The 24,573-nt window shown below is 64.6% G+C and carries 24 protein-coding genes; 16 read left to right on the top strand and 8 right to left on the bottom strand.

Going from position 1 to position 24,573, the window contains the following annotated elements:
* Positions 1-2: 2 nt before the first annotated feature.
* The 5 genes from cysN to PMI04_RS20960 all read right to left on the bottom strand — a co-directional run bounded on the left by cysN (position 3) and on the right by PMI04_RS20960 (position 6,099).
* A complete protein-coding gene (cysN, locus tag PMI04_RS20980; protein ID WP_007709140.1) occupies positions 3-1,922 on the bottom strand; it encodes a sulfate adenylyltransferase subunit CysN in 1,920 nt (639 codons plus the stop codon).
* A gap of 127 nt (positions 1,923-2,049) precedes the next feature.
* The gene (cysD, locus tag PMI04_RS20975; RefSeq protein WP_161733842.1) at positions 2,050-2,955 is read right to left on the bottom strand and encodes a sulfate adenylyltransferase subunit CysD; all 906 of its coding nucleotides are present in this window, start codon (positions 2,953-2,955) and stop codon (positions 2,050-2,052) included.
* Between the two features lie 22 nt (positions 2,956-2,977).
* Positions 2,978-4,246: an alkyl sulfatase dimerization domain-containing protein gene (locus PMI04_RS20970; protein WP_007712486.1), complete on the bottom strand. Its 1,269-nt coding sequence runs from the start codon at positions 4,244-4,246 to the stop codon at positions 2,978-2,980.
* Complete coding sequence (locus PMI04_RS20965; protein ID WP_007712484.1) at positions 4,243-5,256, bottom strand: zinc-binding dehydrogenase; 1,014 nt, start codon at positions 5,254-5,256, stop codon at positions 4,243-4,245. The genes PMI04_RS20970 and PMI04_RS20965 overlap by 4 nt, the downstream gene beginning before the upstream one ends.
* Before the next feature lie 21 nt (positions 5,257-5,277).
* Positions 5,278-6,099 (bottom strand): SDR family oxidoreductase, encoded by an 822-nt coding sequence (locus tag PMI04_RS20960; RefSeq protein ID WP_007712482.1) that lies wholly within the window; start codon positions 6,097-6,099, stop codon positions 5,278-5,280.
* Positions 6,100-6,250: 151 nt separating this feature from the next.
* Between PMI04_RS20960 and PMI04_RS20955 the strand changes: the two genes are divergently transcribed.
* The 4 genes from PMI04_RS20955 to PMI04_RS20940 all read left to right on the top strand — a co-directional run bounded on the left by PMI04_RS20955 (position 6,251) and on the right by PMI04_RS20940 (position 9,263).
* Entirely contained in the window at positions 6,251-7,117 is an 867-nt protein-coding gene (locus PMI04_RS20955; protein WP_007712480.1) for an AraC family transcriptional regulator, read from the top strand.
* A 127-nt stretch (positions 7,118-7,244) separates the two neighbouring features.
* Complete coding sequence (locus PMI04_RS20950) at positions 7,245-8,396, top strand: sulfotransferase (protein WP_007712479.1); 1,152 nt, start codon at positions 7,245-7,247, stop codon at positions 8,394-8,396.
* A 4-nt stretch (positions 8,397-8,400) separates the two neighbouring features.
* A complete protein-coding gene (locus tag PMI04_RS20945) occupies positions 8,401-8,868 on the top strand; it encodes a VOC family protein (protein ID WP_007712477.1) in 468 nt (155 codons plus the stop codon).
* Between the two features lie 11 nt (positions 8,869-8,879).
* Positions 8,880-9,263, top strand: a complete 384-nt coding sequence (locus PMI04_RS20940; protein WP_007712475.1) for a VOC family protein — start codon at positions 8,880-8,882, stop codon at positions 9,261-9,263.
* Between the two features lie 59 nt (positions 9,264-9,322).
* Here PMI04_RS20940 and PMI04_RS20935 read toward each other — a convergent pair whose 3' ends face one another.
* The gene (locus PMI04_RS20935) at positions 9,323-10,135 is read right to left on the bottom strand and encodes an SDR family NAD(P)-dependent oxidoreductase (RefSeq protein ID WP_007712472.1); all 813 of its coding nucleotides are present in this window, start codon (positions 10,133-10,135) and stop codon (positions 9,323-9,325) included.
* A gap of 291 nt (positions 10,136-10,426) precedes the next feature.
* Here PMI04_RS20935 and PMI04_RS20930 point away from each other — a divergent pair, with 291 nt between their 5' ends.
* From PMI04_RS20930 to PMI04_RS20895, 8 genes are all read left to right on the top strand, one after another.
* The gene (locus PMI04_RS20930; protein ID WP_007712469.1) at positions 10,427-12,859 is read left to right on the top strand and encodes a TonB-dependent receptor; all 2,433 of its coding nucleotides are present in this window, start codon (positions 10,427-10,429) and stop codon (positions 12,857-12,859) included.
* A gap of 219 nt (positions 12,860-13,078) precedes the next feature.
* Positions 13,079-13,759 (top strand): TetR/AcrR family transcriptional regulator, encoded by a 681-nt coding sequence (locus PMI04_RS20925; protein ID WP_007712466.1) that lies wholly within the window; start codon positions 13,079-13,081, stop codon positions 13,757-13,759.
* A 42-nt stretch (positions 13,760-13,801) separates the two neighbouring features.
* A complete protein-coding gene (locus PMI04_RS20920) occupies positions 13,802-14,785 on the top strand; it encodes an MDR family oxidoreductase (protein WP_007712463.1) in 984 nt (327 codons plus the stop codon).
* 4 nt (positions 14,786-14,789) lie between these two features.
* Positions 14,790-16,466: a class I adenylate-forming enzyme family protein gene (locus tag PMI04_RS20915; RefSeq protein ID WP_007712461.1), complete on the top strand. Its 1,677-nt coding sequence runs from the start codon at positions 14,790-14,792 to the stop codon at positions 16,464-16,466.
* Complete coding sequence (locus PMI04_RS20910; RefSeq protein WP_007712459.1) at positions 16,463-16,876, top strand: nuclear transport factor 2 family protein; 414 nt, start codon at positions 16,463-16,465, stop codon at positions 16,874-16,876. Before PMI04_RS20915 ends, PMI04_RS20910 begins: the two co-directional genes overlap by 4 nt.
* Positions 16,873-17,754, top strand: a complete 882-nt coding sequence (locus tag PMI04_RS20905) for a sugar phosphate isomerase/epimerase (protein WP_007712457.1) — start codon at positions 16,873-16,875, stop codon at positions 17,752-17,754. The genes PMI04_RS20910 and PMI04_RS20905 overlap by 4 nt, the downstream gene beginning before the upstream one ends.
* A gap of 27 nt (positions 17,755-17,781) precedes the next feature.
* Positions 17,782-18,543 (top strand): SDR family oxidoreductase, encoded by a 762-nt coding sequence (locus tag PMI04_RS20900; RefSeq protein ID WP_007712455.1) that lies wholly within the window; start codon positions 17,782-17,784, stop codon positions 18,541-18,543.
* Positions 18,543-18,962: a nuclear transport factor 2 family protein gene (locus PMI04_RS20895; protein ID WP_007712452.1), complete on the top strand. Its 420-nt coding sequence runs from the start codon at positions 18,543-18,545 to the stop codon at positions 18,960-18,962. Before PMI04_RS20900 ends, PMI04_RS20895 begins: the two co-directional genes overlap by 1 nt.
* A 42-nt stretch (positions 18,963-19,004) precedes the next feature.
* On the opposite strand, the gene PMI04_RS20890 is transcribed toward PMI04_RS20895, so the two are convergent.
* Entirely contained in the window at positions 19,005-19,538 is a 534-nt protein-coding gene (locus PMI04_RS20890) for a hypothetical protein (protein WP_007712450.1), read from the bottom strand.
* Positions 19,539-19,724: 186 nt separating this feature from the next.
* On the opposite strand from PMI04_RS20890, the gene PMI04_RS20885 reads away from it, so the two are divergent.
* The 4 genes from PMI04_RS20885 to PMI04_RS20870 all read left to right on the top strand — a co-directional run bounded on the left by PMI04_RS20885 (position 19,725) and on the right by PMI04_RS20870 (position 23,660).
* Positions 19,725-20,507: a hypothetical protein gene (locus PMI04_RS20885; protein WP_007712449.1), complete on the top strand. Its 783-nt coding sequence runs from the start codon at positions 19,725-19,727 to the stop codon at positions 20,505-20,507.
* A 100-nt stretch (positions 20,508-20,607) separates the two neighbouring features.
* Positions 20,608-21,345: an SDR family oxidoreductase gene (locus tag PMI04_RS20880; RefSeq protein ID WP_007712446.1), complete on the top strand. Its 738-nt coding sequence runs from the start codon at positions 20,608-20,610 to the stop codon at positions 21,343-21,345.
* A gap of 64 nt (positions 21,346-21,409) precedes the next feature.
* Entirely contained in the window at positions 21,410-22,879 is a 1,470-nt protein-coding gene (locus tag PMI04_RS20875) for an aldehyde dehydrogenase family protein (protein ID WP_007712444.1), read from the top strand.
* A gap of 31 nt (positions 22,880-22,910) precedes the next feature.
* Positions 22,911-23,660, top strand: coding sequence for a hypothetical protein (locus PMI04_RS20870; RefSeq protein ID WP_007712442.1), 750 nt, complete (start codon positions 22,911-22,913; stop codon positions 23,658-23,660).
* 99 nt (positions 23,661-23,759) lie between these two features.
* Here PMI04_RS20870 and PMI04_RS20865 read toward each other — a convergent pair whose 3' ends face one another.
* Positions 23,760-24,566 (bottom strand): enoyl-CoA hydratase/isomerase family protein, encoded by an 807-nt coding sequence (locus PMI04_RS20865; RefSeq protein ID WP_007712440.1) that lies wholly within the window; start codon positions 24,564-24,566, stop codon positions 23,760-23,762.
* Between the last annotated feature and the right edge of the window lie 7 nt (positions 24,567-24,573).

Raw genomic sequence — 24,573 nt, 5'->3', positions numbered from 1 at the left:
GCTCATTTGAGCGGCATGATCTTGCGGATGATATGCTCGGCGGCCTCTTCCGGGGTCATCTCGACGGTGTTGACCCGGATTTCCGGAGCGGTGGGCGCCTCATAGGGACTGTCGATGCCGGTGAAGTTCTTGAGGCTGCCCGAGCGGGCCTTCTTGTAGAGACCCTTGACGTCGCGCGCCTCGGCCACCTCCAGCGGGGTATCGACGAAGATCTCGATGAACTCGCCCTCGGGGAGCATCTGGCGCACCATCTCGCGCTCGGCGCGGAAGGGGGAGATGAAGGCGGTGAGAACGATGAGGCCCGCATCGGTCATCAGCTTGGCGACCTCGCCGACGCGGCGGATATTCTCCACCCGGTCGGCATCGGTAAAGCCCAGATCCTTGTTGAGGCCATGGCGGATATTGTCGCCGTCGAGCAGGAAGGTGTGGCGGTTCATGAGGGCGAGCCGCTTTTCCACCTCATTGGCGATGGTCGACTTGCCCGAGCCGGACAGGCCGGTGAACCACAGCACGCGCGGGGTCTGGTTCTTGAGGCTCGCATGGGCGTCGCGGCCGATGTCGGTCGCCTGCCAATGGACATTCTGGGCGCGGCGCAGCGCGAAGTGGAGCATGCCTGCCGCGACGGTGCGGTTACTGATCTTGTCGATGAGGATGAAGCCGCCGAGCGTGCGATTATCGGCATAGGGCTCGAACGTGATGGCCTTGTCGGTCGCCAGTTCAGCCACGCCAATGGCATTCAAGTCCAGCGTCTTGGCGGCCAGATGCTCCATGGTGTTGACGTTGACGACATATTTGGGCGCCTGGACGGTGGCCGAGACGCTCTGGGTACCGATCTTGAGCCAATAGGGCCGACCCGGCAGCATCGCCTCGTCATCCATCCACACGATGGTCGCCTCGAACTGGCTGGAGACCTCCGGCGGATTGTCGGCCACGGCGATGACGTCGCCGCGCGAACAGTCGATCTCGTCGGCAAAGCACAAGGTCACCGACTGGCCGGCGATCGCCTCGTCCAGGTCACCGTCGAGCGTGACGATGCGACTGATCGTCGATGTCTTGCCCGAGGGCAGGACGCGCACGGCGTCGCCCGGCTTGACCGATCCGCTGGCGATCAGGCCGGCAAAGCCGCGAAAGTCGAGGTTCGGGCGATTGACCCACTGGACCGGCATGCGGAAGGGCTTGGCGGCCGCGGTGGTGGCATCGACCTCGACGCTTTCGAGATGGGCCATCAGGGTCGGCCCCTTGTACCAGGGCGTATTCTCCGAATGGGCGGTGATATTGTCGCCCTTGAAGCCGGAGATGGGGATGGGCGTGAAGGCGCTGATGCCGATGCTCTGCGCGAACTCGGCATAATCCTTGACGATGCCGTCGAACACGGCCTGGTCATAGCCGACCAGGTCCATCTTGTTGACGGCGAGCACGATGTTGCGGATGCCGATCAGATGGGCGAGGTAGGAGTGGCGCCGCGTCTGGGTGAGGATGCCCTTGCGCGCGTCGATCAGGATGACGGCCAGGTCGGCGGTGGACGCGCCGGTGACCATGTTGCGGGTATATTGTTCATGGCCCGGCGTATCGGCGACGATGAACTTGCGCTTCTCGGTGGCGAAGAAGCGATAGGCGACGTCGATGGTGATGCCCTGTTCGCGCTCGGCGGCGAGGCCATCGACCAGCAGGGCGAAGTCGATCTCGCCCCCTTGCGTGCCGACGCGCTTGCTGTCGGCCTGCAGCGCTTCGAGCTGATCCTCGAAGATCATCTTCGAATCATAGAGCAGCCGCCCGATCAGGGTGGACTTGCCGTCATCGACGCTGCCGCAGGTGATGAAGCGCAGCATGGTCTTGTGCTGATGGACGTCGAGATAGGCGTCGATGTCCTGCGCGATGAGGGCATCGGTCTGGTAGATCGGGTCGGCGAGCGTGTCGGTCATTGGCTTTGTCCCGTCATCCCAGCGAAGGCTGGGATCTCGTTGATCTTGGTGAGGGGCAGCCCGGAGGCCTGAGGCCCCGGCCTTCGCCGGGGTTGACGCTTCGGAACGCTACGCATTCCGTGGCGCGTCAAAAATACCCCTCCTGCTTCTTCTTCTCCATGCCGGCGCCGCCGGCATCCTTGTCGATGGCGCGGCCCTGGCGCTCGGATGTGGTGGTGAGCAGCATCTCCTGGATCACCTCCGACAGGGTCGAGGCCTCGCTCTCGACCGCGCCGGTCAGCGGATAGCAGCCGAGCGTCCGGAAGCGGATCGAGCGTTCGACCGGCACTTCGCCGGGCGCGAGTGGGAAGCGGTCATCATCGACCATCAGCAGCATGCCGTCGCGCTCGACGGTGGGGCGGGGGGCGGCGAAATAGAGCGGTACGATCTCGATGCCCTCAAGCTGGATATATTGCCAGATGTCGAGCTCGGTCCAGTTGCTGATCGGGAAGACGCGGATGCTCTCGCCCTTGGCCTTGCGGGCGTTGTAGAGGTTCCACAGTTCCGGGCGCTGGTTCTTGGGATCCCAGCCGTGCGACGCGGTGCGGAAGGAGAAGATGCGCTCCTTGGCTCTACTCTTCTCCTCGTCGCGGCGCGCGCCGCCGAATGCCGCGTCGAAGCCGAACTTGTCGAGCGCCTGCTTCAGCCCTTCGGTCTTCCACATGTCGGTGTGGAGCGCGCCATGGTCGAACGGGTTGATGCCGCGCGCCTGGGCCTCGGGATTATGATGGACCAGCAGTTCCATGCCGGCGTCGCGCGCGGCCTTGTCGCGCAGGTCGTACATGGCCCGGAACTTCCAGGTGGTATCGACATGGAGCAGCGGGAAGGGCGGCGGCGAGGGATAGAAGGCCTTCTTGGCCAGATGCAGCATCACCGCGCTGTCTTTGCCCACCGAGTACAGCATCACGGGCCGCTCCGCCTCCGACACTACCTCCCGCAATATATGTATGCTCTCCGCCTCAAGGCGCTCCAAATGCGTAAGACTGCGTGCCATGATCTTGCTTCCTGAAATGGGGTCAGGCGGCCGGGAGCCGCTTGTCGGCATCGGCGATTTCCGCCTTCAGCCACATGGTTTCGGACAGGTTGGTGCCGCCGCTGCGGGCGAGCAATTGTTCGAGCGCGGCCTTCTTGACGGTCAGCGCCGCCTCATGGTCGGGCGCGACGCCCAGCGCGATGTCGAGCAGGTGCAGCGCCTCCAGCGGTCGCCCGGCGGCGGCATGGACATGGGCGCGGGCGGCCAGCGCGCCGGCGCCGCCGGCTAGTTCGACAAGGTCGGGATAGACGGTCGGGCGCGGCACGCCATAAAGGGCGGTGGTGCCATCCTCATAATGGAACCAGCCGGCATTTTCCTCCCAGATGGCGCGGACCACCCAGCTGGTCTTGCCATGGAATTCGCCGATGCGGATATCCTCGGGCAGACTGATCTCGCGCATCAGATCCTGGACATGGCGGCCCGCATTCATGCCGGCGATCGTCTCGCGCTCGATATAGGTGATGGCGGCGTGCATCCGGTCGAGATCGGCGCGGATCGTCGCCGCACCTCGGATCGGATCGCCATGGCCGGTGATGACCAGTTCGGGCTCCAGCGACCGGACATGGTCCAGCGACTGGAGATAGGCGCGCACCAGCCGGGGCCGGTCGCCGCGCATCGTCACCAGATTGGGCATGGAGCGCCAGACCGGGCCGAACAGATTGCCGGTGAAGATCGTCTTTTCCTCGGGCATCCAGACGAACACCGAGCAGAGCGTCTCGCCACCCGGGGTCTTGACCACCTCGAACTTGCGGCCGCCTTGCTCGAAGGCATGAACGGTCTCGACCATGCGGTCGGGGATGATGCGGGGCGGCTTGGGCGGCGGGCCGTCGCGCCGGGTCATCGACGCCCAGAGCTTGCCCGACCGGATGCCGAGGAACGGCCCGAGCCGGTCGAAATAATCCTCCGTGTCGACGAAGTTGACGCCGGTGATGACTTCGGTGCCCGGCTCCGTCTGATCGGGCAGGGCGCCATAATGGTCGGGATGGGCCTGGGTGACGATGATGCGTTTGAGCGCGCCAGTGCGATGCGGGGCGAACAGCCCCTTGTTGCGCGCGCCATTGCCGAGGAAACCGGTATTGACCAGCAGGTCGCCGTCCGCCGTCGTCACCAGATAGGCGTTGGAAATATCCTTCACCATGAAGATGCTGTCGGTAATGGCTTCGGCGTCGGTCTGGCCCTGTCCGGCCATCACCAGAGCGCCCAGCGGCGTCTGCGGCGTCTGCGGCTTCTCGGCGGTCGATGGCGTGCTCATGCGTCGGCTCCCTCGAACTCGATCATGACCTTGGCGGATTGCGGACGGGCGGCGATGTCCAGCCCCTCCAGCACCTGCGCAAAGGGCAGTTTATGGCTGATCAGCGCCGCGATCTTGTCCTTGAGGCGCGGCATGGCGGCGATCACGTCGGGCATTTCGGTCGGATAGCCGACCGCCGTGGTGATCGTCATTTCCGTCGTCAGCATCGGGCCTGCGGGCAGCTCGATCGGCTTCATATAGGCGGCGGTGATGACATGGCGGGCATGGGTCTTGGCCATGGCGATCACGTCGGAAAGGATGGAGGGCGCGCCGGCCGCGTCGATATAGGCGTCGGTCTGCGATTTCTCGCGGCCGAAGACGGTGGTGGTGCCGTGGATCGCCTTGATCCGGGCGATCACGTCTTCCCTGGCCGGGTTGATCGTGTGGGCGCCCAGAGCCCGGGCGCGTTCCAGCCGTTCCTCGGCCAGGTCGAGCGCGATCACATCCTGGCAACCCCGGTCGATCGCCCACAGCACCATGCCGAGCCCGATCGGGCCGCAGCCGAAAATGACGACCTTGTCACCGGACTTGGCCTGTGCCCGGTTGACGCCGTGCATCGCCACCGACAGCGGCTCGCACATGGCGGCGACGTCATAGGGGATGCCCTGCGGGATCGGCAGCAGGCTGTCGCCCAGCCGCGCGTCGCGGACCAGCAATTCCTCGGTAAAGGCGCCTTCCGGTCCGCCGCTGCCGATGAAGCTGGGGGTCATCATCGGGTTGATGATGACGCTCTGGCCGACGCTGACGCCCGCCACTTCCTCGCCGACGATCATGATCTCGCCCGCGCCCTCATGGCCGAGCGCGGTCAGCTTGCCGGGGCCGGGAATGCCGCCATTCTTGATATAGGAAAGGTCGCTGCCACAAATGCCGCAGGCCTTCATCTTCACGACGACATCCTTCGGGCCAGGTTCGGGCCGCTGATAGGCGTCGAGCCGGACATCGTTCACATCATGGATGTTGAGCAGGTGCATCGGGGCGCTCCTTCGATCGGCTCAAAAGGCGTAGGGCGGATGGACGAGGCTGCCACCATCGATGACGATCGTGTCGCCGCTATGATAGCGCGAGGCGTCGGAGGCGAGATAGGCGCCGATGCCCTCGAAATCCTCGATCGCGCCGGGGCGGTGGATCGGCGTCTTGGCCGAGAAATGCGCGTCGACGGCGGCCATGCGGGCCTGCATCTCCGGGCTCATCTCGCCATCCCCGCCAATGCCGGTCTTGATATAGCCCGGTGCGATGCTGTTGGCGCGGATCTCATACTTGCCCAGTTCCGATGCCATGCCGCGCACGGCGGCGCCCATGCCGCCCTTCGATGCGGCATAATTGTTGATGCCGGCAATGCCGTGGAACATCGACAGGCTGCCGCAATAGACCAGGCTGCCGCCCGGCTCGCCGGCTTCGGCGCGAGCGACCATCGCCTTGGCGCCTTCGCGCAGGGTGAAGAAGGCGCCGTGCAGGTTGACCGCCAGCAGATCATGCCATTCCGCCGAATCCAGCGTCAGCACCGAGCGCGAGCGCGAGGCGCGGCCCGAATTGGCGAAGACGCAGTCGATCCGGCCGAAATCGGCGAGCAATTTGGCATAGCCATCGATGATCGCCTCTTCCGATGCGACATCGACCTGATAGGTTTCGACCCGGCCGGCGCCGGCTTCGCGCAGGGCGGCGGCGGCGGCTTCGTTCTTTTCCGCGTTGCGTGCCCAGATGGCGATGTCGCCGCCCATCTTGGCGACGCCCATGGCGAAGCCCAGGCCGATGCCGCCATTGCCGCCGGTGACCAGCGTGACCTTGCCCGTGCAGTCGAAAAGACCCTTAGCCATTCATCTCTCTCCATGTGGCGCCGCATCGTTGGCGGCTTGCCTGATGGCCCAAGGATGGGGGCGACTCCGGCGTCGATGCAATTGACCACACTATCGAGAATGGGACATAGTGCTGCGATAGGGCCAAACATGGCCAGAGAGCGGGGGAGCGATGTCGGAATCCTATGCCAGGTCGGTTTTTGAAGCCGAGATCGCCGTGCCGCAGGCGCAGGCGCGGATCATGCGGCTCGATCTGGCTGGGCCGACCGACCGCATTTTCCGGCGCGAGCGCCATTATTGGCTCGACATGTGCCTGACCCCCCGGCCCGAGCGGGTGCGCGGCTGCTATGCCGACCATTGGGGGCCGCATCGCTATGAGCGGCTGGGCGAGATCTTCCTGGTGCCGCCGGGGCAGGCCTTGCGATTGCGGACCGAAGGGCAGGGCGCCCAGTCCTCGGTCGTGTGCGAGATCAAGGCGGAGGCGATCGACCGCTGGCTCGACGGGCCGATCGAATGGACCGACAGTCGGCTGGCGGCCTGCCTCGACATCGCCCATCCGCATATGCGCGCCTGCCTGTTCCGCCTGGCGGAGGAGGTGAACCGGCCGGGGCCGGGCAGCATCGTGCTGACCGAACTGATCGCCGGGCAACTGGCGATCGAGGTGGCGCGCTATTGCCAGGCGATCGCCGAGGGACCGGCGACCGGGGGGCTTGCCACCTGGCGGCTGCGGCGGATCGACGAGCGGCTGCAACTGGGCGGCGCGGCGCCCTCGCTGGAGGAACTGGCGACCCTGTGCAACCTGTCGGTGCGGCAATTGACGCGCGGCTTTCGCGCCAGCCGGGGCTGTTCGATCGGCGACTATATCGTCCAGTGCCGGATCGATGTCGCCAAACGCTATCTGGGATCGAGCGAGAGCATCAAGGAGATCGCCTTCGCGCTCGGATTCGCCTCGCCCTCCAGCTTCGCTTTCGCCTTTCGCCGCGCCACAGGGGCGACGCCGCGCCAGTTTCGCCAGCATCTGACATCGCGCCCGCGATAGCGGCGGACGGGCGGTTTCTGATATGGCTGGATATCGATAGTCCGTCCCGGTGACTGCATCGGGTGGCATTGGCCTGTCGCAGTCGCTTGCCCATGATGCCGGCAAAACACATCAGGAGAGACATGCCATGGGCGCAGCTTTGGTTGCCGACGCGCTGATCGACCGTGCGATCAAGGCCACCGGCCTCGATCGCTTCGATTCCGACAGTTTCCGCGAAGGGCTGGAGATATTGCTCGCTGACGCCAATGCGGCCGGCCTGTCGGACAGCGGCCATGCGCGGATGGAGGGCAATGTCGTCGACCTGTTGTCGCAGCGACTGCGGACCACCGACTATCTGGCGCAGCGGCCCGAATTGCTGGAACGGCCGGTCGAGCGGCCGGTCTTCGTGTTCGGCATTCCCCGCACCGGCACGACCCTGCTCAGCAATCTGCTCGCCTGCGACCCGGCCCGGCGCTCGCCGCTGACCTGGGAGATTGACGCGCCGGTGCCGCCCGCGACCAGCGCCACGCTCAAGAGCGACCCGCGTGCCATTGCCCGGCTGGAACAGGAAAAGGCGATGCTCGCCGCACGGCCGGAAATGGGCAAATATTATCGCAATTCGGCCATCTATCCCAATGAATGCATCTTCTTCATGGCGCATGATTTCAAGGCGCTGGCGCTGGAATCGCGGGGCAAGCTGCCCAATTATCGCGACTGGCTCTTCTCGACCGACATGACGTCGGCCTATGACTATCACAAACGCTTCCTGCAATTGCTGCAGGCCGATGCGCCGGGCGTATGGAACCTCAAAATGCCGAGCCACAGCCTGTGGATCGAGACGATCCGCAAGGTCTATCCCGACGCCCGCTTCATCTGGACCCATCGCGATCCCTATACCGCCATGGGCAGTTTCTGCTCGATCATCAGCCTGGGCCAGATGGCCTTTACCGGCCGGGTGGACGGGGAATGGCTGGCGGAAAATTGCACCTATCAGGCGCGGCTCCACGCCGACCGCATCATGGATGTGCGCGAAAAGCTGGGCGAGGACAGCATGGTCGACGTTCATTATGCCGATCTCACCACCGATCCGATCGGCACGATGCGGCGACTCTATACGGCGCTGGGCGATGATTTCACGCCGGAGGCAGAAGCGGCGATGCAGGCCTGGCTGGACGATAATCCGCAGGGCAAGTTTGGCAGCCATGACTATAAGCTCGCCCAATATGGCCTGTCGGTCGAGCAACTGGCCCCCCATTTCGAGCGCTATCTGTCGCGCTATGACGTCGCGCGGGAGGGCTGAGCCAATGCTGACCGGTCATCATTTCCAGAACGCCTATGTCACCCGCAATGTCGACAAGGCCGTCGCCCAGTTCCGCGACCAGGCGGATGTCCGTACCCTGTCCGAAATCGAGGTGCCGGTGCAGCTCTGGACGCCGCAGGGCGAGGGGCAGGGGGTGCAGAAGCTCGCCTTCGTCTGGGTCGACGACATGCAGTTCGAACTGATCCAGCCGATTTCGGGCGATGTGCTGGCGCTCTATCGCGATGCGTTGCCCGACGATGATCGCCTTGTCTTCCACCATATCTGCAACCGGGTCGACGACTGGGCCGCCTTCATGGCGCGGGTCGAGCAGCAGCCCTATCCGGTGGTGCTGAAGGGCGGGACGCCGGGCATGCTGGAGTTCGTCTATCTCGATACGCGCGAATGGCTGGGCCATTATGTCGAATATGTGTGGATGGGCCCGGACCGCTGGCGCGGCATGGGTGGCCTGTAAAGGAGAGAAATATGATCAGTATGGCTCGTTTCGGCACGCGCGACCTGGATGGCGCGAAGCGTTTCTATGACGGCATTGCCGAACTGTTGGGCGCGGTGCGCGCCTATGACCGGCCCGATCTGGTCGCCTACAAGACCGCCGAGGGCGGCATGCTGTTGATCGGCATTCCGTTCGAGGGGGATGCAAGCCCCGGCAATGGCAATCAGGTCGGCATCCAGGCGGACAGCCGGGCGCAGGTCGATGCGGTCCATGCCCGCGCGCTCGAACTGGGCGGCAAGTGCGAGGGCAAGCCGGGCATTCGCGGCGAAGATCCCAACGGCTTTTATGGCGCCTATTTCCGCGATCTGGATGGCAACAAGATGACGATCTTCCGCTTCGGCCCGCCCGACGCCTGAGGCAACCGGACGGTCTGGGCAAAAGGCCCGGTTCCCGCGCGGGAGCCGGGCCTTTTTCGTCAGAGCAGGCTGCCGCCGTCGACGGGATAGACCTGGCCGGTGATGAAGCCCGCCTGGTCGGAGGCGAGATAGATGGCGAGCGAGGCGACCTCCTCGGCAAAGGCGACCGGGCGGCCGAGCACGGTCTGGCGCGATCTTTTGGCCATGTCCTCCGGGCTGGTGCCGGCAAAGGCCTTGGCAAAGAAATTGCTGTCGGGGTGGAAGCGGCTGCCCTTGGAGAAGGCAGCGGGGTCGCGCGAGATCGTGCCATAGGGGGCGACGCAATTGACGCGCACGCCATGCTGGCCGACTTCCTTGGCCAGCACCTTGGTAAAGCCATGGACCGCTGCCTTGGCTGCCGAATAGACAGGTAGCATATAGTCGCCGACCAGTCCCGCCGTCGACCCGATATTGACGATCGCGCCTGTCTTGTGCGCGATCATGCCGGGCAGCACGGCATGGGTCATGCGCAGCAATGTGCCGAGATTGAGGTCGATGTCGCCGGCCCATGTCGCCGGGTCGGAATCGGCAAAGAAGCCCGCGCCGACATTGCCGCCGACATTATTGACCAGAACGGAAACGGTGCCCAGCGCTGCTGCGGTAGCCATGATATGCGCCGGAGCCAGCGGATCGGTCAGGTCGGCCTGCACGAAATGGGCGCTGGCCGCCCCTATGTCCTGGCATTGGGCCACCAATGTTGCGCCGGCATCGGCGTCCCGACCCACCGCGATGACGATCATGCCTTCCGCCGCGAGGCCCAGCACGATGGCGCGGCCGATATTGGCGGTCGCGCCGGTGACAATCGCGGTTTTGCCCGCCAGGCCCAGATCCATCTTCCTCTCCCATCATGTGTCGCGCCCGCCAGGACGTCGTCGCCATATCGGCACGGGGTCGATCATGTCCGGCGCAGCCGATGAGCGCCACATGGCGGGGAAGCAAATCGCCCTGGGGATCAGTGATGATGCTGAGAATCGCGATGGCGATATGTCCGCCATTTCATGGGCTCTGGGCTTCTAGTCCCGTCGATATCGGGCATAACGCGAATCAACGATACCAAAAAAACAGCACTGCATTGCGGTTGACCAAATAGTCAACGTGATGTTCATTATGGGGAGGCTTTTTATATGAATCGCATGTCCGCTTATTATTTGGTCGGTGCGAGCATCGCCGCGATGGCCGTGGCCACGCCGGCGCTGGCCCAGGCGCCTGAACAGGCCGCCGCGACCGAACCAACCTATGACGTACCCACCATCATCGTCGAAGCCCGCCGTCGCGGCGAGGACGTGCAGGACGTTCCGGCCGTTGTGAACGCCGTCACCGAGCAGGCGATCGGCAACCTCAACATCCGTACCTTCAACGAAGTGCAGGCGCTGGCGCCCGGCCTGGAGCTCACCACCAATGCCAATGGCATCGGCGGCAATGCCCGACTGCGCGGCGTCAATTTCGATGCCAATGCCAGCGGCAACAGCGGCACCATCCAATTCTATTTCAACGACGCCCCGCTGTCTCCTGGCGCGGTGCTGCAGCAGATGTATGATATCGGCCAGATCGAAGTGCAGCGCGGACCGCAGGGTACGCTGCGCGGCCGCGCCTCGCCGTCGGGTTCGATCACCATCACCACCCGCAAGCCGGACCTCAACCAGCTGGGCGGTTTCATCGACTGGACCGGCAACAATATCGGGACGCTGAACTTCAAGGGCGGCCTGAACGTGCCGGTCATCGAGGGCGTGGCGGGCATCCGCGTGTCGGGCGTCTGGAACGAGGATGATGCCGACCGCATCACCCCGCTGGTCCGCACGGCCGGTGCCGCCAACCCCTGGTCGCGCACGAAAAGCGCCCGCGTCGTCGGCACGATCGAGCCAACCGACTGGTTGAAGTTTGAAGGCACCTATCAATATATGGACCGCGACGCGCGGACCTATGATCAGGCGATTTCCTTTAGCGAAGCCAATCCGGATGCAGCGCCCAGCCCGGTCCTGATCACCGCCAAGGATCGCCAGTCGATCCAGGAGCAGCCGCGCATCGTCAATCAGCGTTTCGACATTTTCAACTGGCGTGCGGAAGCCGGCTTTGCGGGTCAGCGCCTGATCTATCAGGGCATGTATACGAAGCAGAAATTCCATTCGACCGACAATGTCGACGATGGCAATTTCTTCGTCGGCCGCGACGTCAACCAGGTGACCGATACGATCGCCAAGGAAACCTCGCATGAAATCCGCTTGCAGAACGAAGAACGTGTCCTGGGCATGTTCGACTATGTGGTCGGCTTCTTCGACGACAAGCTCGATCCGCCGACCCACCTGACCTCGCCGACCATCGTTGGTGGCGTGCTGCGCCCCGGTGCGCCGCCGGTGATCCTGCAGGTGGTGCAGACCAATGTCGAACGCGCCGGCACGTCGCACGAACAGTCCTTCTTCGGCAATCTGACCGCTCATTTTGGCGAGGCGACCGAATTGTCGGGCGGTCTGCGCCAGATCAGCTACAAGTCGGACGCCCAGACGATCGTCAATGGCAACACCATTTCTTCGGATGTGCAGGACACCGACAAGCTGATCTACAATGCGTCGTTGAAGCATAATTTCTCGCCCAACTTCCTGGTCTATGCCTCGACCGGAAGCTCGTTCCGTCCCGGCATCAACGTCGTGGGTGACTTCAACATCGCCCCGTCGGCGCTGGAGCAATCCTTCACCAATCTGCCGCCGGAAACGTCCAAATCCTACGAACTGGGCTTCAAGAGCACGTTGATGGGTGGCCGCGCGCGCTTCAACGTCACCGCCTATCATCAGAAGTATAAGAACTTCCCCTATCGCGTGCCCAACACCGGCGTTTACTATGTGAACACCGTCGCCGTCCGCAATGCGGCCGGCCAGGTGACCGGCACAGCGCAGCAGGTCGCCTCGTTCAACTTCGTGGGCGCAGTCCCGGTCGAGGTGAACGGCGTGGAAAGCGAACTGGGCTTCGACATCACCCGCAGCTGGAACGTCAATCTGACCGGCAGCTATTCGCTCGGCAAGATCAAGAACGGGACCATCCCGTGCAACGACCTGAACGGCGACGGCATCCCCGATCCAGTCGGCAATGCGCCTAGCCTGGCGCAGTTGCAGGCGGCGGTCGGCTCCGACAATTTGTCGGCATGTCAGGTGAGCCAGCGTGCGGCATTCCTGCCGCCGATCACGGCGACGCTGCAGACCGAATATCGCGCCAGCCTTTCGAGCGCCATGGATGGCTTCATTCGTGGCCTGCTCAATTATAATGGCAAGTCGCAGGGTGATCCGGGCAATAATTATGACGATGTCAGCGCCTATGCACTGGTCAATCTCTATGCCGGTATCCGATCGCCGGATGGCGGCTGGGAAATCTCCCTGTTCGCCAAGAACCTGTTCGACACGACCAAGGTTCTGACCCGGACGACGCCGTTGTTCACGCCCTATCAGCAGGTTACGGGCGGCACTCCGCCGACCGTCGCGGCGACCTATACCAGCACCTATACCGGTGCCACGGTCACGCCGCCGCGCGAAATCGGTGTCAATCTGCGCTTCGCTTTTGGCTCGCGCTGATCCGCGCATCCCAAGGAAATTCCAGATCGGCCGGGCAGCTCAAGCTGCCCGGCCGATTGGCATTTCAGGGCAGGCTCCCTTCGCGGGAGCGATGAACCCTACGCCCGGGCGCTGCCATCGGGGGCGGCGATTGACTCTCGCTCCGGAGCAGGCAGGGATGGAGCCGATCAACAGCGCTGATCATTATAGGTGCTGGATGATCGATCGAGGTAAGGCAGCATGACGGACAATCGGAAGAGGCGCGCACGCGACCCGGCGGCGACCCGCGAGGCCATCCTGGAGGCGGCCCGCGCGCTGCTCGCCAAGGACGGACCGGAGGGGATCAGCCTGTCCGAAGTCGCCAATCTGGCCGGCGTCAATCGCGGTACCGCATACCAGCATTTTGAAACGCGCGAAAAGTTGATCGCGGCGACCGCCGACTGGGTGTCGGACCGGATGTTCCGTGCCGTCTTTGGCGATCCCGGGACGATCGGGGAGCGGCGGGTGGAGGAGGTCGACATTGCCGACACCACCGACCGGCTGGCGCTGTTCGCCATGGAAAATCCCGAGTTGTGCCGCATCTGGCTGCTGCAACTGCTCGCCTCGCCCGATCCAATGGCCGATCCCTTCTGGCGCGAATATGAGGGGTCGCTGCAGCGCTTTGCCAACAGTGATCTCGCCGAAGAAAATGTCGATGCCGAGGTGCTGTCGGTGCTGATGCTGGCCGGCGCCTTCCTCTGGCCGATCTGGGCACGCTCGCATGCCAAGGGTGACAAGGAGCGCCGGACGCTTGGCCGTCGCCTCGCCCAGGAATGCCTGCGCCTGTGCATGTTCGGATCGATGCGCAGCGAGGCCTTTCCCGACATCATGGAGCGGCTGGGCCGCATCCCCGACCCGCTTCCGGCGGTTGCCAAGGCTTAGCCGCGACCGTCTCCCGCTCCATCATCAAAAAGGACCGACCGCATGTTCTCTGCCATCCTGATCGAAAAGACCGACGACAAGCAGAGCGTCTCGCTCGCCCGGGTCGATGAGGCCCAGCTGCCCGAGGGCGATGTCACGATTGATGTCGATTATTCGACCCTGAACTACAAGGATGGGCTGGCGATCACCGGCGCCTCACCGGTGGTGCGCAAATTCCCGATGGTGCCGGGCATCGATCTGGTCGGCACCGTCCGCAGCTCCGACCATGGCGACTGGAAGGCCGGCGACAAGGTGGTGCTGAACGGCTGGGGCGTGGGTGAAGGCCATTGGGGTGGCCTCTCTCAGGTTGCCCGGTTGAAGGGCGACTGGCTGGTACCGCTGCCCACTGCCTTTACGCCCAAGCAGGCGATGGCGATCGGCACGGCCGGTTACACGGCGGCGCTCTGCGTCGAGGCGCTGGTGAAGGCGGGCGTGACCCCGGACCAGGGCGAGATCCTGGTCACTGGCGCCACCGGTGGGGTCGGCAGCGTTGCCGTCGCCCTGCTCAAGAAGGCGGGCTTCACCGTGATCGGTTCCACCGGCAAGTCGGCCGAGGGCGACTATCTCAAGACGCTGGGCGCCGATGGCGTGATCGACCGCGCCGAACTGTCGGAAAAGGGCAAGCCGCTGCAGAAGGAGCGTTGGGCCGGCGTCGTCGATTCGGTCGGCAGCTTCACCCTTGCCAATGCCTGCGCCCAGACCCGCTATGGTGGCGCGGTCGCGGCCTGTGGCCTCGCCCAGGGCGCCGATTTCCCGGCGACCGTCATGCCCTTCATCCTGCGCGGCGTGCGCCTGCTCGGCGTCGACAGCGTGATGGCACCCAAGGCGTCGCGCCTGGCCGCCTGGGCGCGGCTGGCGCGCGATCTCGACCCGGCATTGCTGGAAGTGATCGCGCAGGAAGTCAGCCTGGGCGAGTCGATCGGCGTCGCGGCCGATCTGCTCGCGGGCAAGGTGCGCGGCCGCGTCATCGTCGACGTCAACCGCTAAGCCGATGACTGCGCTCTCGATCGTCGCCGGCCCGCCTCTGACTGAAGAGGAAGGCCTCGGCACGCTGACGCTCGGCGGCTGGCTGCGTGAGGTCACGCAGGCCCATGCCGAGCGGGAGGCGCTGGTCTTTCACGGACCCGATGCCGTGGTCCGCTGGACCCATGGCGATCTGTGGGCGCAGGCCAATGCCGTTGCCCGATCGCTGATCGCCTGTGGCGTCGGCAAGGGTACCCGCGTTGGCGTGCTGATGACGAACCGGCCGGAATTTCTGTCTGCCGTGTTCGGTGTCGCGCTGGCGGGCGGCGTTGCCGCCACGCTCAGCACCTTCTCGACCCCGGCCGAACTCGACCATCTGGTCCAGTCCTCAGCCTGTTCGGTGCTGCTGCTCGAACGCAGCGTGCTCAAGAAGGATTTCGGCGCGATCCTGGCCGATCTGGAGCCGGCGATCGGTGGCGCGGGCGAAGGGCGGCTGGTTTCCACCCGCTTCCCCTTCCTGCGCCATCTTGCCGCCGTCGATGGGGCGATGGGCCGGATTGAGGGCTGGGACGCTTTCCTCGCGCACGGTGACGCGGTCGACCAGGCGCTGGTCGATGCGACTGCCGCCACCGTCATGCCGGCCGATCCGGGCGTGCTCTTCTTTTCCTCCGGCTCTACCGCCAAGCCCAAGGGCATCATCAGCGCCCATCGTGGTCCGACCCTGCAGCTCTGGCGCTGGAAGCGCTTCCTTCAGGCCAAGCCCGATGCCCGCGCCTGGTCGGCCAACGGTTTCTTCTGGTCGGGTAATTTCTGCATGGCGATCGGGGGCGCATTGACCGGCGGTGGCAGCCTGATTCTGCAGCAGACCTTCCAGCCGGCCGAGGCATTGAGCCTGATGGAAACGGAAAAGGCGACCATGGCGTTCGCCTGGCCGCACCAATGGGCGCAGCTGGAGGCAGCGGCCAACTGGGCTGATGTCGATCTCTCCTCGCTCTATTATGTGAACCCGGCCAATCCGCTCGGCCGCCATCCCAGCGTCAGTACCGACTGGCAGGAGCCGATGGCCGCCTATGGCAATACCGAGACTTTCACCATCAGCTCGATCTTCCCCTCGGGCACGCCTGAGGCGCGGATCGCCGGCAGCCATGGGGCGCCGTTGCCCGGCAATGTCTTCAAGATCGTCGATCCGCTGACCGGCGCGGTCGTGCCGCTTGGCGAACGGGGCGAGATCGCGGTCAAGGGACCGACGCTGATGCTCGGCTATGTCGGCATCCCGCTCGATGAATCGCTTGATGCCGAGGGCTTTTTCCGCACCGGCGACGGCGGCTGGTTCGACGCGGAAGGTCGGCTGCACTGGGAAGGCCGGCTCAACGACATCATCAAGACCGGTGGCGCCAATGTTTCGCCGATCGAGATCGACAGCGTCATCAAGACCTGTCCGGGCGTCAAGGTCACCCAGACCGTCGGCGTGCCCCATGAGACGTTGGGCGAACTGGTCGTGACCTGCATCGTCCCGCATGACGATGCCGCACTGGACGAGGACGGCATTCGCGGCTTCGCCAAGGAACAGCTGGCGAGCTTCAAGGTACCCCGCCGAGTCCTGTTTTTTGCCGAGGATGATCTGGCCCTGACCGGCAGCGCGAAGATCAAGACCGCCGATTTGAAGGCGCTGGTGGTCAAGCGGCTGGAGGTCGAGGCGGCGTGACCGACCCGGCCGGGCAGGCCCTGGCGATCGCCAATCTCAAGGCGCGCTATTGCGCGGCGGCGGATCTGGCGGCGCAGGCCCCGGACCGGGCACGGTTGCTGTTTGCGGATATCTTCACGGCCGATTTCGCCGGGGACTATGGCCTCGTCCCGCTGCATGGCGCCGACGCGATCATCGATTTCCTCTGCACGGCCATTGCCGGCAACAGCCATTGGCTGCTGCACATGCTCCATTCGCCCCGGATCGAGGTCGACGGGAATAGGGCGACGGGTGACTGGACCGTGCTGGTCAAGCTCAAGCGGCGCGATGGCGGCATGGTTGATACGGTGATGGGCCGTTATGCCGATGCCTTTCGCATGACTCCGGCGGGCTGGCGCATCGCGCGCATCGCCTTTGCGCGGGTGGAATGACCGGGAAGGCCTATCCTCTCGAACGCCGCGCGCTGCTGCTGGGCGGTGGTGCATCGCTGATGCTGGCCGGGTATGCACAGGCGAAACCTCGCACCCCGATGCTGGGGCTGGCGGATACGACGGTGCGCAAGGAACTGACGCGCGATTATGCCGGCACGCTGCGCGCCGTGGCGGCCATGGGCTATGGCCTATTCGGCTTTCGCCTGGCCTCCTATGTCGCCAATGATCCGTCCGAACCCACGCCGCAGGACAAGGCGCAGATGGTGCGCGACGCGGGCATGGCGGTGGGGGTGGTCCGGCTCGGCGTGCGCGGCGGTGACTATGACCGACAGTTCGATCAAGCGGCGGCGATCGGTGCCCGCATCGTCGCGCTGACCACCGCGCCGATCTTCATCGCCAGCCGCACCCTGGGGCAGACGACCCGTGCCGCGCTCGACACCTATATCCCCCAACTTGCGGCACTGGGCGAAAAGGCGAAGGCGGCCGGCCTGACGCTTGCCTATCATAATCATTGGTATGACCTGTTGCCGCTTGACGGTGATCGCCCGCTCGACCTGATGGCCAGCCGGATCGCGCCGGACCTGCTCTCGTTCGAGGTCGATCTGGCCTGGGCCTGGTATGCCGGGGTGGCGCCGCTCGACCTGTTGAAGGCGCTGGGGCCACGGGTGGTGTCGATTCATCTCAAGGATATCGATCGGACGCGAGGCACGGCGATCACCGATCATGCGGTCGCGCCCGGCCGAGGCGAGATGGACTATGCCGCGCTGATGCCGCGCATCGGCCAACGCACCCGCGCGACCGGCTATGTCGAGGTCGATAATCCCGAGGACGGGTTGGCCGCTGCGCGGGGCGCCATGGCCTATCTGCGCGGGCAATAAGGTTTCAATCAGAATAGGAGACAGAGGATGGCGGAACGTTTCGTGGGCAAGACCGTGCTGGTGACGGGCGGTGCGGCGGGGCTGGGCCGGGCCTATGCGCTGGCCTTTGGCGGCGAAGGCGCGCATCTCATCCTGGCTGACATCAACGAAGCGGGCCTTGCCGAGAGCAAGGCGCTGGTCGAGCAGATTGGTGCCACCGCCTCCGTTCACCGCGTCGATATGAGCGTCGAGGCCGATATCCATGCCTTTGCAGCCGATGTGCTGAGCGCGCACGACCGGCTCGACGTGCTCATCAACAATGCGGGCCTGCATCTGGGTGAGATTGCGCGCGGTTTCTTCGGCCTCGGCCAGGCCAAGTGGCAGCATTATTTCGCAGTCAACACCATCGGTCCATTGCTGTTGGCCGAAGCGCTGCGGCCGGCGCTGGCGAAGGCGAAGGGCGTCATCATCAACAAATCGTCGATGGCCAGCTACAATCCCGCCACGGCCTATGGCATCACCAAGGCGTCGCTCAACATCTTCACCCATGCGATGGCGATGCAGTTTGGTCAGGACGAGATACGCTGTGTCGGCATAGCGCCCGGCCTGATGGAAACCGAAGCGGCGCTGGACGGCGTTGCGCCCGAAAATTGGGAACGGCTGAAAGCCATGCAGTCGGTCAAGCGTCAGGGTACCGCCGCCGACATCGCCAATCTTGGCCTGTTCCTCGCCTCGGATGAAGGCAGCTTCGTCAATAATCAGGTGATATTGTGCGATGGCGGCAACCAGATGCGCGGCTTCCGTTTCTGATGGCCGCGCCCGATTTCGCGGACTGGCTGGCCGTCGCCAACGTCAAGGCGCGCTATTGCCGCCTGCTCGATACCAAGGACTGGGACGGCTTCGCGGCGCTGTTCACGCCCGACTTCCGGCTCGACGCGACCGGATCGGGCGGTCCGCTGCTGGAGGGGCGCGATATCGCGATCGCCAGCGTCCGTGCCTCGATCGACGCGGCGCGCACCGTCCATCATGTCCATTCGCCCGAAATATCCATCGCCGGTGATGATGCGATGGCGATCTGGGCGATGCAGGATCATCTGGCCTGGCCCGATGGTCGCACGCTGCTGGGCCATGGCCATTATCATGAAGATTATCGCCGGGATGACGGGAACTGGCGCATTGCCGCCTCGCGCCTTACCCGGCTGGCGATCGACATGAAGGCGCCGGGCTAGCGCGTTTTCTAATCAGGCTCGGGTCGCCTAAATAACGCTGGCCTATCGCCCATCCTTCCCGAACATCAATCCGGATGGGGGTGCCTCCTGTGCCCAATGGTCTCGCTGCGCCGTGACCTGCGCCACCGCTCGATCCCAATAGGCGGGGTTGTTGGCGAGCATCCTGATGTCGAAGCTGTTCGATCCGCGAAATTCCAGCACCTCGACGCCCTGTCTGCCAGGCACATAGGTATAGGGCACACCAGCGCCGACGAAGAAGCCATCACCCGTGCCCAGCTCTTCCGTGCCGATGCGCAGCGATCCCGCCAGGATGAAATAGAGGCAGTCGACATCATGGCTGTGACGCGGCAGCGGGAAGCCGCTGCGGAACCAGGCATGGGTGAGGCTGAGGCCCGGCATGGCGAAGAGTAGCTTCACCCGCGTGCCTTCCAGCATGCCCGCCTCGACCGCGGCGATCGATCCTGCCATCTCGATCGGCGTCGGTGGCACCGTTTCCATCAGGCCGCTGGCCTCGAAATCGGTCGCGTCCTTCGCGCGGAACAGGGCGAAGCGGGGCGGGGCGGCAGGCTCGGTCATCACGCATCCCTCCGGCATGATTGCCGTTGCAGGATGCGCAGCGCTGCCGACAGGGTCAATTCGCGCGGGCGCGTCAATGCCCCGGCGATCATTGGACGGTGGCTCTGGCATCCCCCTCTCATCCATGCTGGATTGCCGCCCGCACACAGGGCCGGGACCAGCCGGCCGGGCAGCCGGGGACGAGGAATGAGCCTGTATACCACCATCCATCTGCACAATGTCGCGGCCGGCCGCGAGGATGACTATGCCCGCTGGTTCGACGGCACGCATCAGGCGGACCTGGCCCGGCTGCGCGGTTTTCGCTCGGCGGACCGCTACGAGGTGACGCCGCAGCAGATCATGCCCGACATTCCCCAGCCCTGGCGTTTCCTGTCGGTCTATGAGTTCGATTATGCGGCGCCGGAGATCGACCTGCCCGCGCTCTCTCCGCTGCTGGCCGATGCGCGCGACTCCGGCCTGATCGACGACAGCGACGAGAGCGAACGCATCCACAGCTATGCGATGTATTCCGACTGGGTTTCCAGCCCCAATCACCAGGCCGACCAGCCCTTTTCCGGGGTCTCGATCATCCTCGCCAATTTTGTCGCCGGGCGGGAGGCGGAATATCATCACTGGTACGACACGGTGCATGGCCCCGAAGTGACCCGCGTGCCGGGCAAGGTGGCGATGAAGCGTGGCCGGCTGTCGCCGCTCCAGGTCGAGCCGCGGCGCTATTGCCCGGGCAGCGACCTGGTCTTCTGCGCCCAGCAGACCGACGACCTGCTCTTCACCGTCAAGGATTTCAGCGCCCGCGCCCGGGGCGTCAGCCCCAGCGGCGTCGCCTTCCAGCCACGCTCCTCGGCCGGCTCCTTTGCCCGCACGGTCCATTATTTCGCCAAGGTCAGCGGTACCCGCTTCTGGCCCGGCGGCATTGCCTATGATGGCGACCTGTCCGTCTATCCGGCTGATTTCGCCCGGCCGGCGGCCTGAATTTCCCAACTATCGCGCGCGCGATGCGGCGCCATCTTGCCGCGCCGCAGACGACATGCGCAAGTAAACGCCAACAGGACAAGAACAGGTGGAGCGAGAGGTGAGCAAGGTCATCGTCATTACCGGTGCGGGCGACGGGCTGGGGCGCGCCTTGGCGCGGCGGTTTGCGCGCGACGGTGAAACCGTCATCCTGCTGGGCCGCACCCTGTCGAAGGTCGAGGCGGTCGCGCAGGAACTGGGCGAACCCCATTTTGCGGTCGAATGCGATGTCGGCAATCCCGATTCCGTCCGCGCGGCCTTTGCCGCGATTGCGCAGCGTCACCCCAGGATCGACGTGCTGATCAACAATGCCGCGATCTACGAGCCGTTCACCCTGGCCGAAGTACGCGACGAGCAGATCCAGGCCTCGCTCGCCACCAATGTCGCCGGCCCAATCTATTGCGCGCGCGAGGCGCTGCCGCTGCTGCGTGGCGGCGGGCACATCATCAATGTCACCAGCGAATCCGTGCCGCTCAAGATGCCGATGCTGTGGCTCTATGCCGGCGGCAAGGCGGGGCTGGAACTGATGTCGGACATGTGGGCGCGCGAGCTGGAGCCCGAAGGCGTGCGCGTCACCGTGGTGCAGGCGGGCATGATGATGGACGAGACCAAGACCGGTAGCAGCTGGCCGATGGATGTGTCGATCCGCTTCGCCCAGGAAAATGCCAAGGTCGGCCTCAATCTGCGCGAGCGCGGCATCAGCCATTATAATTCGGTCACCGACGTCTTTCGTGCCGTGCTCGACATGCCGGCGGACTTGCACATCGGATCGGTTGCCTTGAGCGCGCGCAAGCGCTGACCGGGCGACTTATCCACAACGTCGACAAAAGTTATCCACAGAAGTTATCCACAGGAAGGCGATCATGGCCACTCTTCCCGAAGCCAAGCTCTATATCGACGGCGCATTGCGCGATGCCGAAGGCGGCAAGACCTTTGAGGTGATCGGCCCCTGGACCGGCGAACCGGTCGGCATCGCCGCCGATGCCTCGCCCGCGGATGTCGAGGCCGCGATCGTCGCCGCCCGCCGCGCCTTCGATGAAACCGACTGGTCGACCAATGTCGATCTGCGCGTGGCGCTGGTGACGAAGCTGCGCGACCTGTTCCAGGCGAACAAGGAACGGCTGTCGGATCTGGCCCGTCATGAGGCCGGTGCCGCGATGGGCGCAGTCGGCCGTGCCCATGTCGACATGGCGCTCGACGGCTGGGACGATTATCTGGCCGTCTTCCCCCAGCTCAAATGGGAAAAGGATTATGGCGGCCGCACCGGCTATGGCTTCGAAAGCCTGCGCAAGGCGGTCTATGAACCGATTGGCGTGGTCGCGGCGATCACTCCCTGGAACGTCCCGCTCTATGTGAATGTCGGCAAGGTCGTGGCCGCGCTGCTGGCCGGCTGCACCGTCATTCTGAAGCCCGCGCCCAACACGCCGGGCATGGGCGCGATCTTCGGCGAATTGGCGGCGGAGGCGGGCTTCCCCGCCGGCGTCATCAATGTCGTGTTCGGCAGCGATCCGGCGCTGGCCGGCGAGATGCTGGTCACCGATCCGCGCGTCGACCTCATTTCCTTCACCGGATCGACCGGCGTCGGCAAGCGCATCATGGAACAGGGCGCCGCCACGCTGAAGCGCGTCTTCCTGGAACTGGGCGGCAAGTCGGCCAAGATCGTGCTCGACGATTCCGCCAATTTCGCGATGGACGTCGCCCAGACCATGCTGGTCTTCCATGCCGGCCAGGGTTGCGCCGTCCATTCCCGTCTGCTGGTGCCGCGCAGCCGCTATGAGGAAGCGAAGGCGATCCTCAAGCATGCCTATGCCAGCTTCGGCGACAATTGGGGCGATTTCGACAATCCCCAGCATATCATGGGGCCGGTCATCTCGAAGCGGCAGATGGATCGGGTGCTGTCCTATGTCGATATCGGCCAGGCCGAGGGCGCGACCCTGCTAGCCGGCGGCAAGGCGCGGCCGGACAAGGGCGGCGGCTATTTCGTCGAGCCGACCTGCTTCGCCGATGTCACCAACGACATGCGCATCGCGCAGGAAGAGATTTTCGGACCGGTGCTGGTGGTGATCCCGTTTGAGGATGACGCCGATGCCGTGCGCATCGCCAATGAAAGCAGCTATGGCCTGTCGGGCGGCGTCAGCTCGGGCAATCTTGACCGGGCGATCAACGTCGCCAAGCAGATCCGCAGCGGATCGATCAGCGTCAATGGCGGCATGTGCATCGCCGGCGACTTGCCTTTCGGTGGTTACAAGGCCAGTGGTGTAGGCCGCGAATGGGGCCTCGAAGGGATCGAGGAGTTCCTGGAGACCAAGCTGATCGCCTGGCGCGCCGCCTGAGCCGCGCGACAGGATATGGATAGGACGGGTTTTGACGGCAAAGGCATCGATCGCGGCGGAAGGGCCGTCGGAACCCAAGGGGCGGGGAAAGGCCAAGCTGGCTACGCCGCCCAAGACGCTCAGCCATAACCTCAATGGCCAGCGCCTGGGTCGCAAGGGGCGCGACACGCGCGAACGCATTCTGGCGGCGACTAATGAATTGCTGGCCGGGCCGGTCGATGTCGAGCTGTCGCTCAGCGCAGTCGCGCGCCAGGCCTCGCTCGGCATGACGTCGCTCTATAATTATTTTTCCGACCTCACCGAATTGCTGCTTGCTGTGCTGGACCCGGTGATGGCGACGGCGGAGGCCGAATATGTCGGCCTGCTGCGGACCAGGTGGACCGAGGAGGAACTGGGCGAGAAGGCGCTTGCCTTCGTCACCGCCTATCATGGCTTCTGGGTCAAGCATTCGCGCCTGCTCCATCTGCGCAACAATATGGCCGATCGCCAGAATGAGCGGATGATGCTGCATCGCGTCCATGCCGCCCAGCCGGTGATGCGGCTGCTGGTCGACCAGATGGATGGCGGCACCGAGGCGGCCGGATCGCCGGTGTTCAGCATGGGTACTGCGCTGATGACCGGGCTGGAGCGTGTTGTCACTGTCACGACGGACATGGCGCTGCAGAATATCCTCCATTCCCCCCATCCGCTGGCGCGCACCCATTTGCTGCGGGCCGAGGCGCGGCTGATGGAATTGGGCATCCGCGATTATCGCGCGATGCTGCGCGACGCGCGCGCCTGAAACCTTATCCACAGGTTTATCAACGCAAGTTATCCACAGCCAGTCCAACAGGCATCTGTGGGAAAAGCTGTGGATAAGTCTGTGGGCAGATGAAGGATATCAATCCTTCTTGCCGCCAATGCCCTTCAGATAGCGCTCCATCCCCTCCAGATAGGCGGGGTTCAGCATCAGCGCGCTGTTGGCCATGCGCTCGACATGGCGGCCCATGGACGGGCCGACCTCGGCCGCCAGCTCGATCGCGATCTTGGCGGCGCCCATCTGCTCGCCATTCTGCTTGGTGAGGTGCCGGCAGAAGGCCAGCGCCGCATCCTCGAACCCTTCGTCGGGCATCACGTCATGGACCAGCCCCATGATCAGCGCGCGGTCGGCATCGGCCTTCTGGTTGCCCATGATCAGCCAGCGCGCCCAGTGGGGGCCGCAGATGCGGGTCAGGCGGCTGACCCCGTTGGACGCCGGCAGCACGCCGAACAGCCCTTCGGGGAAAGAGAAGGCCGCCGACTTGGCCGCCAGGCGGAAATCGCAGGACAGCGCCATTTCCAGCCCGCCGCCGACGCAGGTGGCGTGGATGGCGCAGACGATCGGCTTTTCCACATGCTCCATCTCGTCATAGATGCGCTGCATCCCGTTGAGCTGGAGCCGGTGATTTTCGCGGATACCGCTGGGCGTGCGGGGATATTCCCTGGGCGACCCACCGCTCTTCATGTCCGCGCCGGAACAGAAATAGCGGCCGGTCGAGCGGATCAGCATTACCTTCAGGTCCGGCGTGTCGCGAAAGCGGATCAACGCCGCCTCGAACAGCGCCATCGTCTCCGCCGACAGGGCATTGAGCTTGTCCGGCCGGTTCAGCGTGGCAATCAATATGCCATCCTGAACGTCGGTCAGCAGATGGGGCGCGTCGTCCGTCATGCGATCT

The sequence above is a fragment of the Sphingobium sp. AP49 genome (genome assembly GCF_000281715.2).
In the GTDB taxonomy this organism is placed as follows: domain Bacteria; phylum Pseudomonadota; class Alphaproteobacteria; order Sphingomonadales; family Sphingomonadaceae; genus Sphingobium.
Note: the sequence above shows the minus strand (reverse complement) of the source record. Positions and strands in the feature narration are given on the sequence as shown.

Excerpts from the sequence above, each read along its gene's own strand:
- cysN (WP_007709140.1), bottom strand. The coding sequence starts at position 1,922 with ATGACCGACACGCTCGCCGACCCGATCTACCAGACCGATGCCCTCATC.
- PMI04_RS20890 (WP_007712450.1), bottom strand. The coding sequence starts at position 19,538 with ATGACCGAGCCTGCCGCCCCGCCCCGCTTCGCCCTGTTCCGCGCGAAG.
- PMI04_RS20920 (WP_007712463.1), top strand. The coding sequence starts at position 13,802 with ATGTTCTCTGCCATCCTGATCGAAAAGACCGACGACAAGCAGAGCGTC.
- PMI04_RS20900 (WP_007712455.1), top strand. The coding sequence starts at position 17,782 with ATGGCGGAACGTTTCGTGGGCAAGACCGTGCTGGTGACGGGCGGTGCG.
- PMI04_RS20905 (WP_007712457.1), top strand. The coding sequence starts at position 16,873 with ATGACCGGGAAGGCCTATCCTCTCGAACGCCGCGCGCTGCTGCTGGGC.
- PMI04_RS20965 (WP_007712484.1), bottom strand. The coding sequence starts at position 5,256 with ATGCACCTGCTCAACATCCATGATGTGAACGATGTCCGGCTCGACGCC.
- PMI04_RS20935 (WP_007712472.1), bottom strand. The coding sequence starts at position 10,135 with ATGGATCTGGGCCTGGCGGGCAAAACCGCGATTGTCACCGGCGCGACC.
- PMI04_RS20865 (WP_007712440.1), bottom strand. The coding sequence starts at position 24,566 with ATGACGGACGACGCGCCCCATCTGCTGACCGACGTTCAGGATGGCATA.
- PMI04_RS20895 (WP_007712452.1), top strand. The coding sequence starts at position 18,543 with ATGGCCGCGCCCGATTTCGCGGACTGGCTGGCCGTCGCCAACGTCAAG.
- PMI04_RS20925 (WP_007712466.1), top strand. The coding sequence starts at position 13,079 with ATGACGGACAATCGGAAGAGGCGCGCACGCGACCCGGCGGCGACCCGC.
- PMI04_RS20885 (WP_007712449.1), top strand. The coding sequence starts at position 19,725 with ATGAGCCTGTATACCACCATCCATCTGCACAATGTCGCGGCCGGCCGC.
- PMI04_RS20955 (WP_007712480.1), top strand. The coding sequence starts at position 6,251 with ATGTCGGAATCCTATGCCAGGTCGGTTTTTGAAGCCGAGATCGCCGTG.
- PMI04_RS20875 (WP_007712444.1), top strand. The coding sequence starts at position 21,410 with ATGGCCACTCTTCCCGAAGCCAAGCTCTATATCGACGGCGCATTGCGC.
- PMI04_RS20915 (WP_007712461.1), top strand. The coding sequence starts at position 14,790 with ATGACTGCGCTCTCGATCGTCGCCGGCCCGCCTCTGACTGAAGAGGAA.
- PMI04_RS20945 (WP_007712477.1), top strand. The coding sequence starts at position 8,401 with ATGCTGACCGGTCATCATTTCCAGAACGCCTATGTCACCCGCAATGTC.
- PMI04_RS20950 (WP_007712479.1), top strand. The coding sequence starts at position 7,245 with ATGGGCGCAGCTTTGGTTGCCGACGCGCTGATCGACCGTGCGATCAAG.
- PMI04_RS20940 (WP_007712475.1), top strand. The coding sequence starts at position 8,880 with ATGATCAGTATGGCTCGTTTCGGCACGCGCGACCTGGATGGCGCGAAG.
- cysD (WP_161733842.1), bottom strand. The coding sequence starts at position 2,955 with ATGGCACGCAGTCTTACGCATTTGGAGCGCCTTGAGGCGGAGAGCATA.
- PMI04_RS20930 (WP_007712469.1), top strand. The coding sequence starts at position 10,427 with ATGAATCGCATGTCCGCTTATTATTTGGTCGGTGCGAGCATCGCCGCG.
- PMI04_RS20970 (WP_007712486.1), bottom strand. The coding sequence starts at position 4,246 with ATGAGCACGCCATCGACCGCCGAGAAGCCGCAGACGCCGCAGACGCCG.
- PMI04_RS20960 (WP_007712482.1), bottom strand. The coding sequence starts at position 6,099 with ATGGCTAAGGGTCTTTTCGACTGCACGGGCAAGGTCACGCTGGTCACC.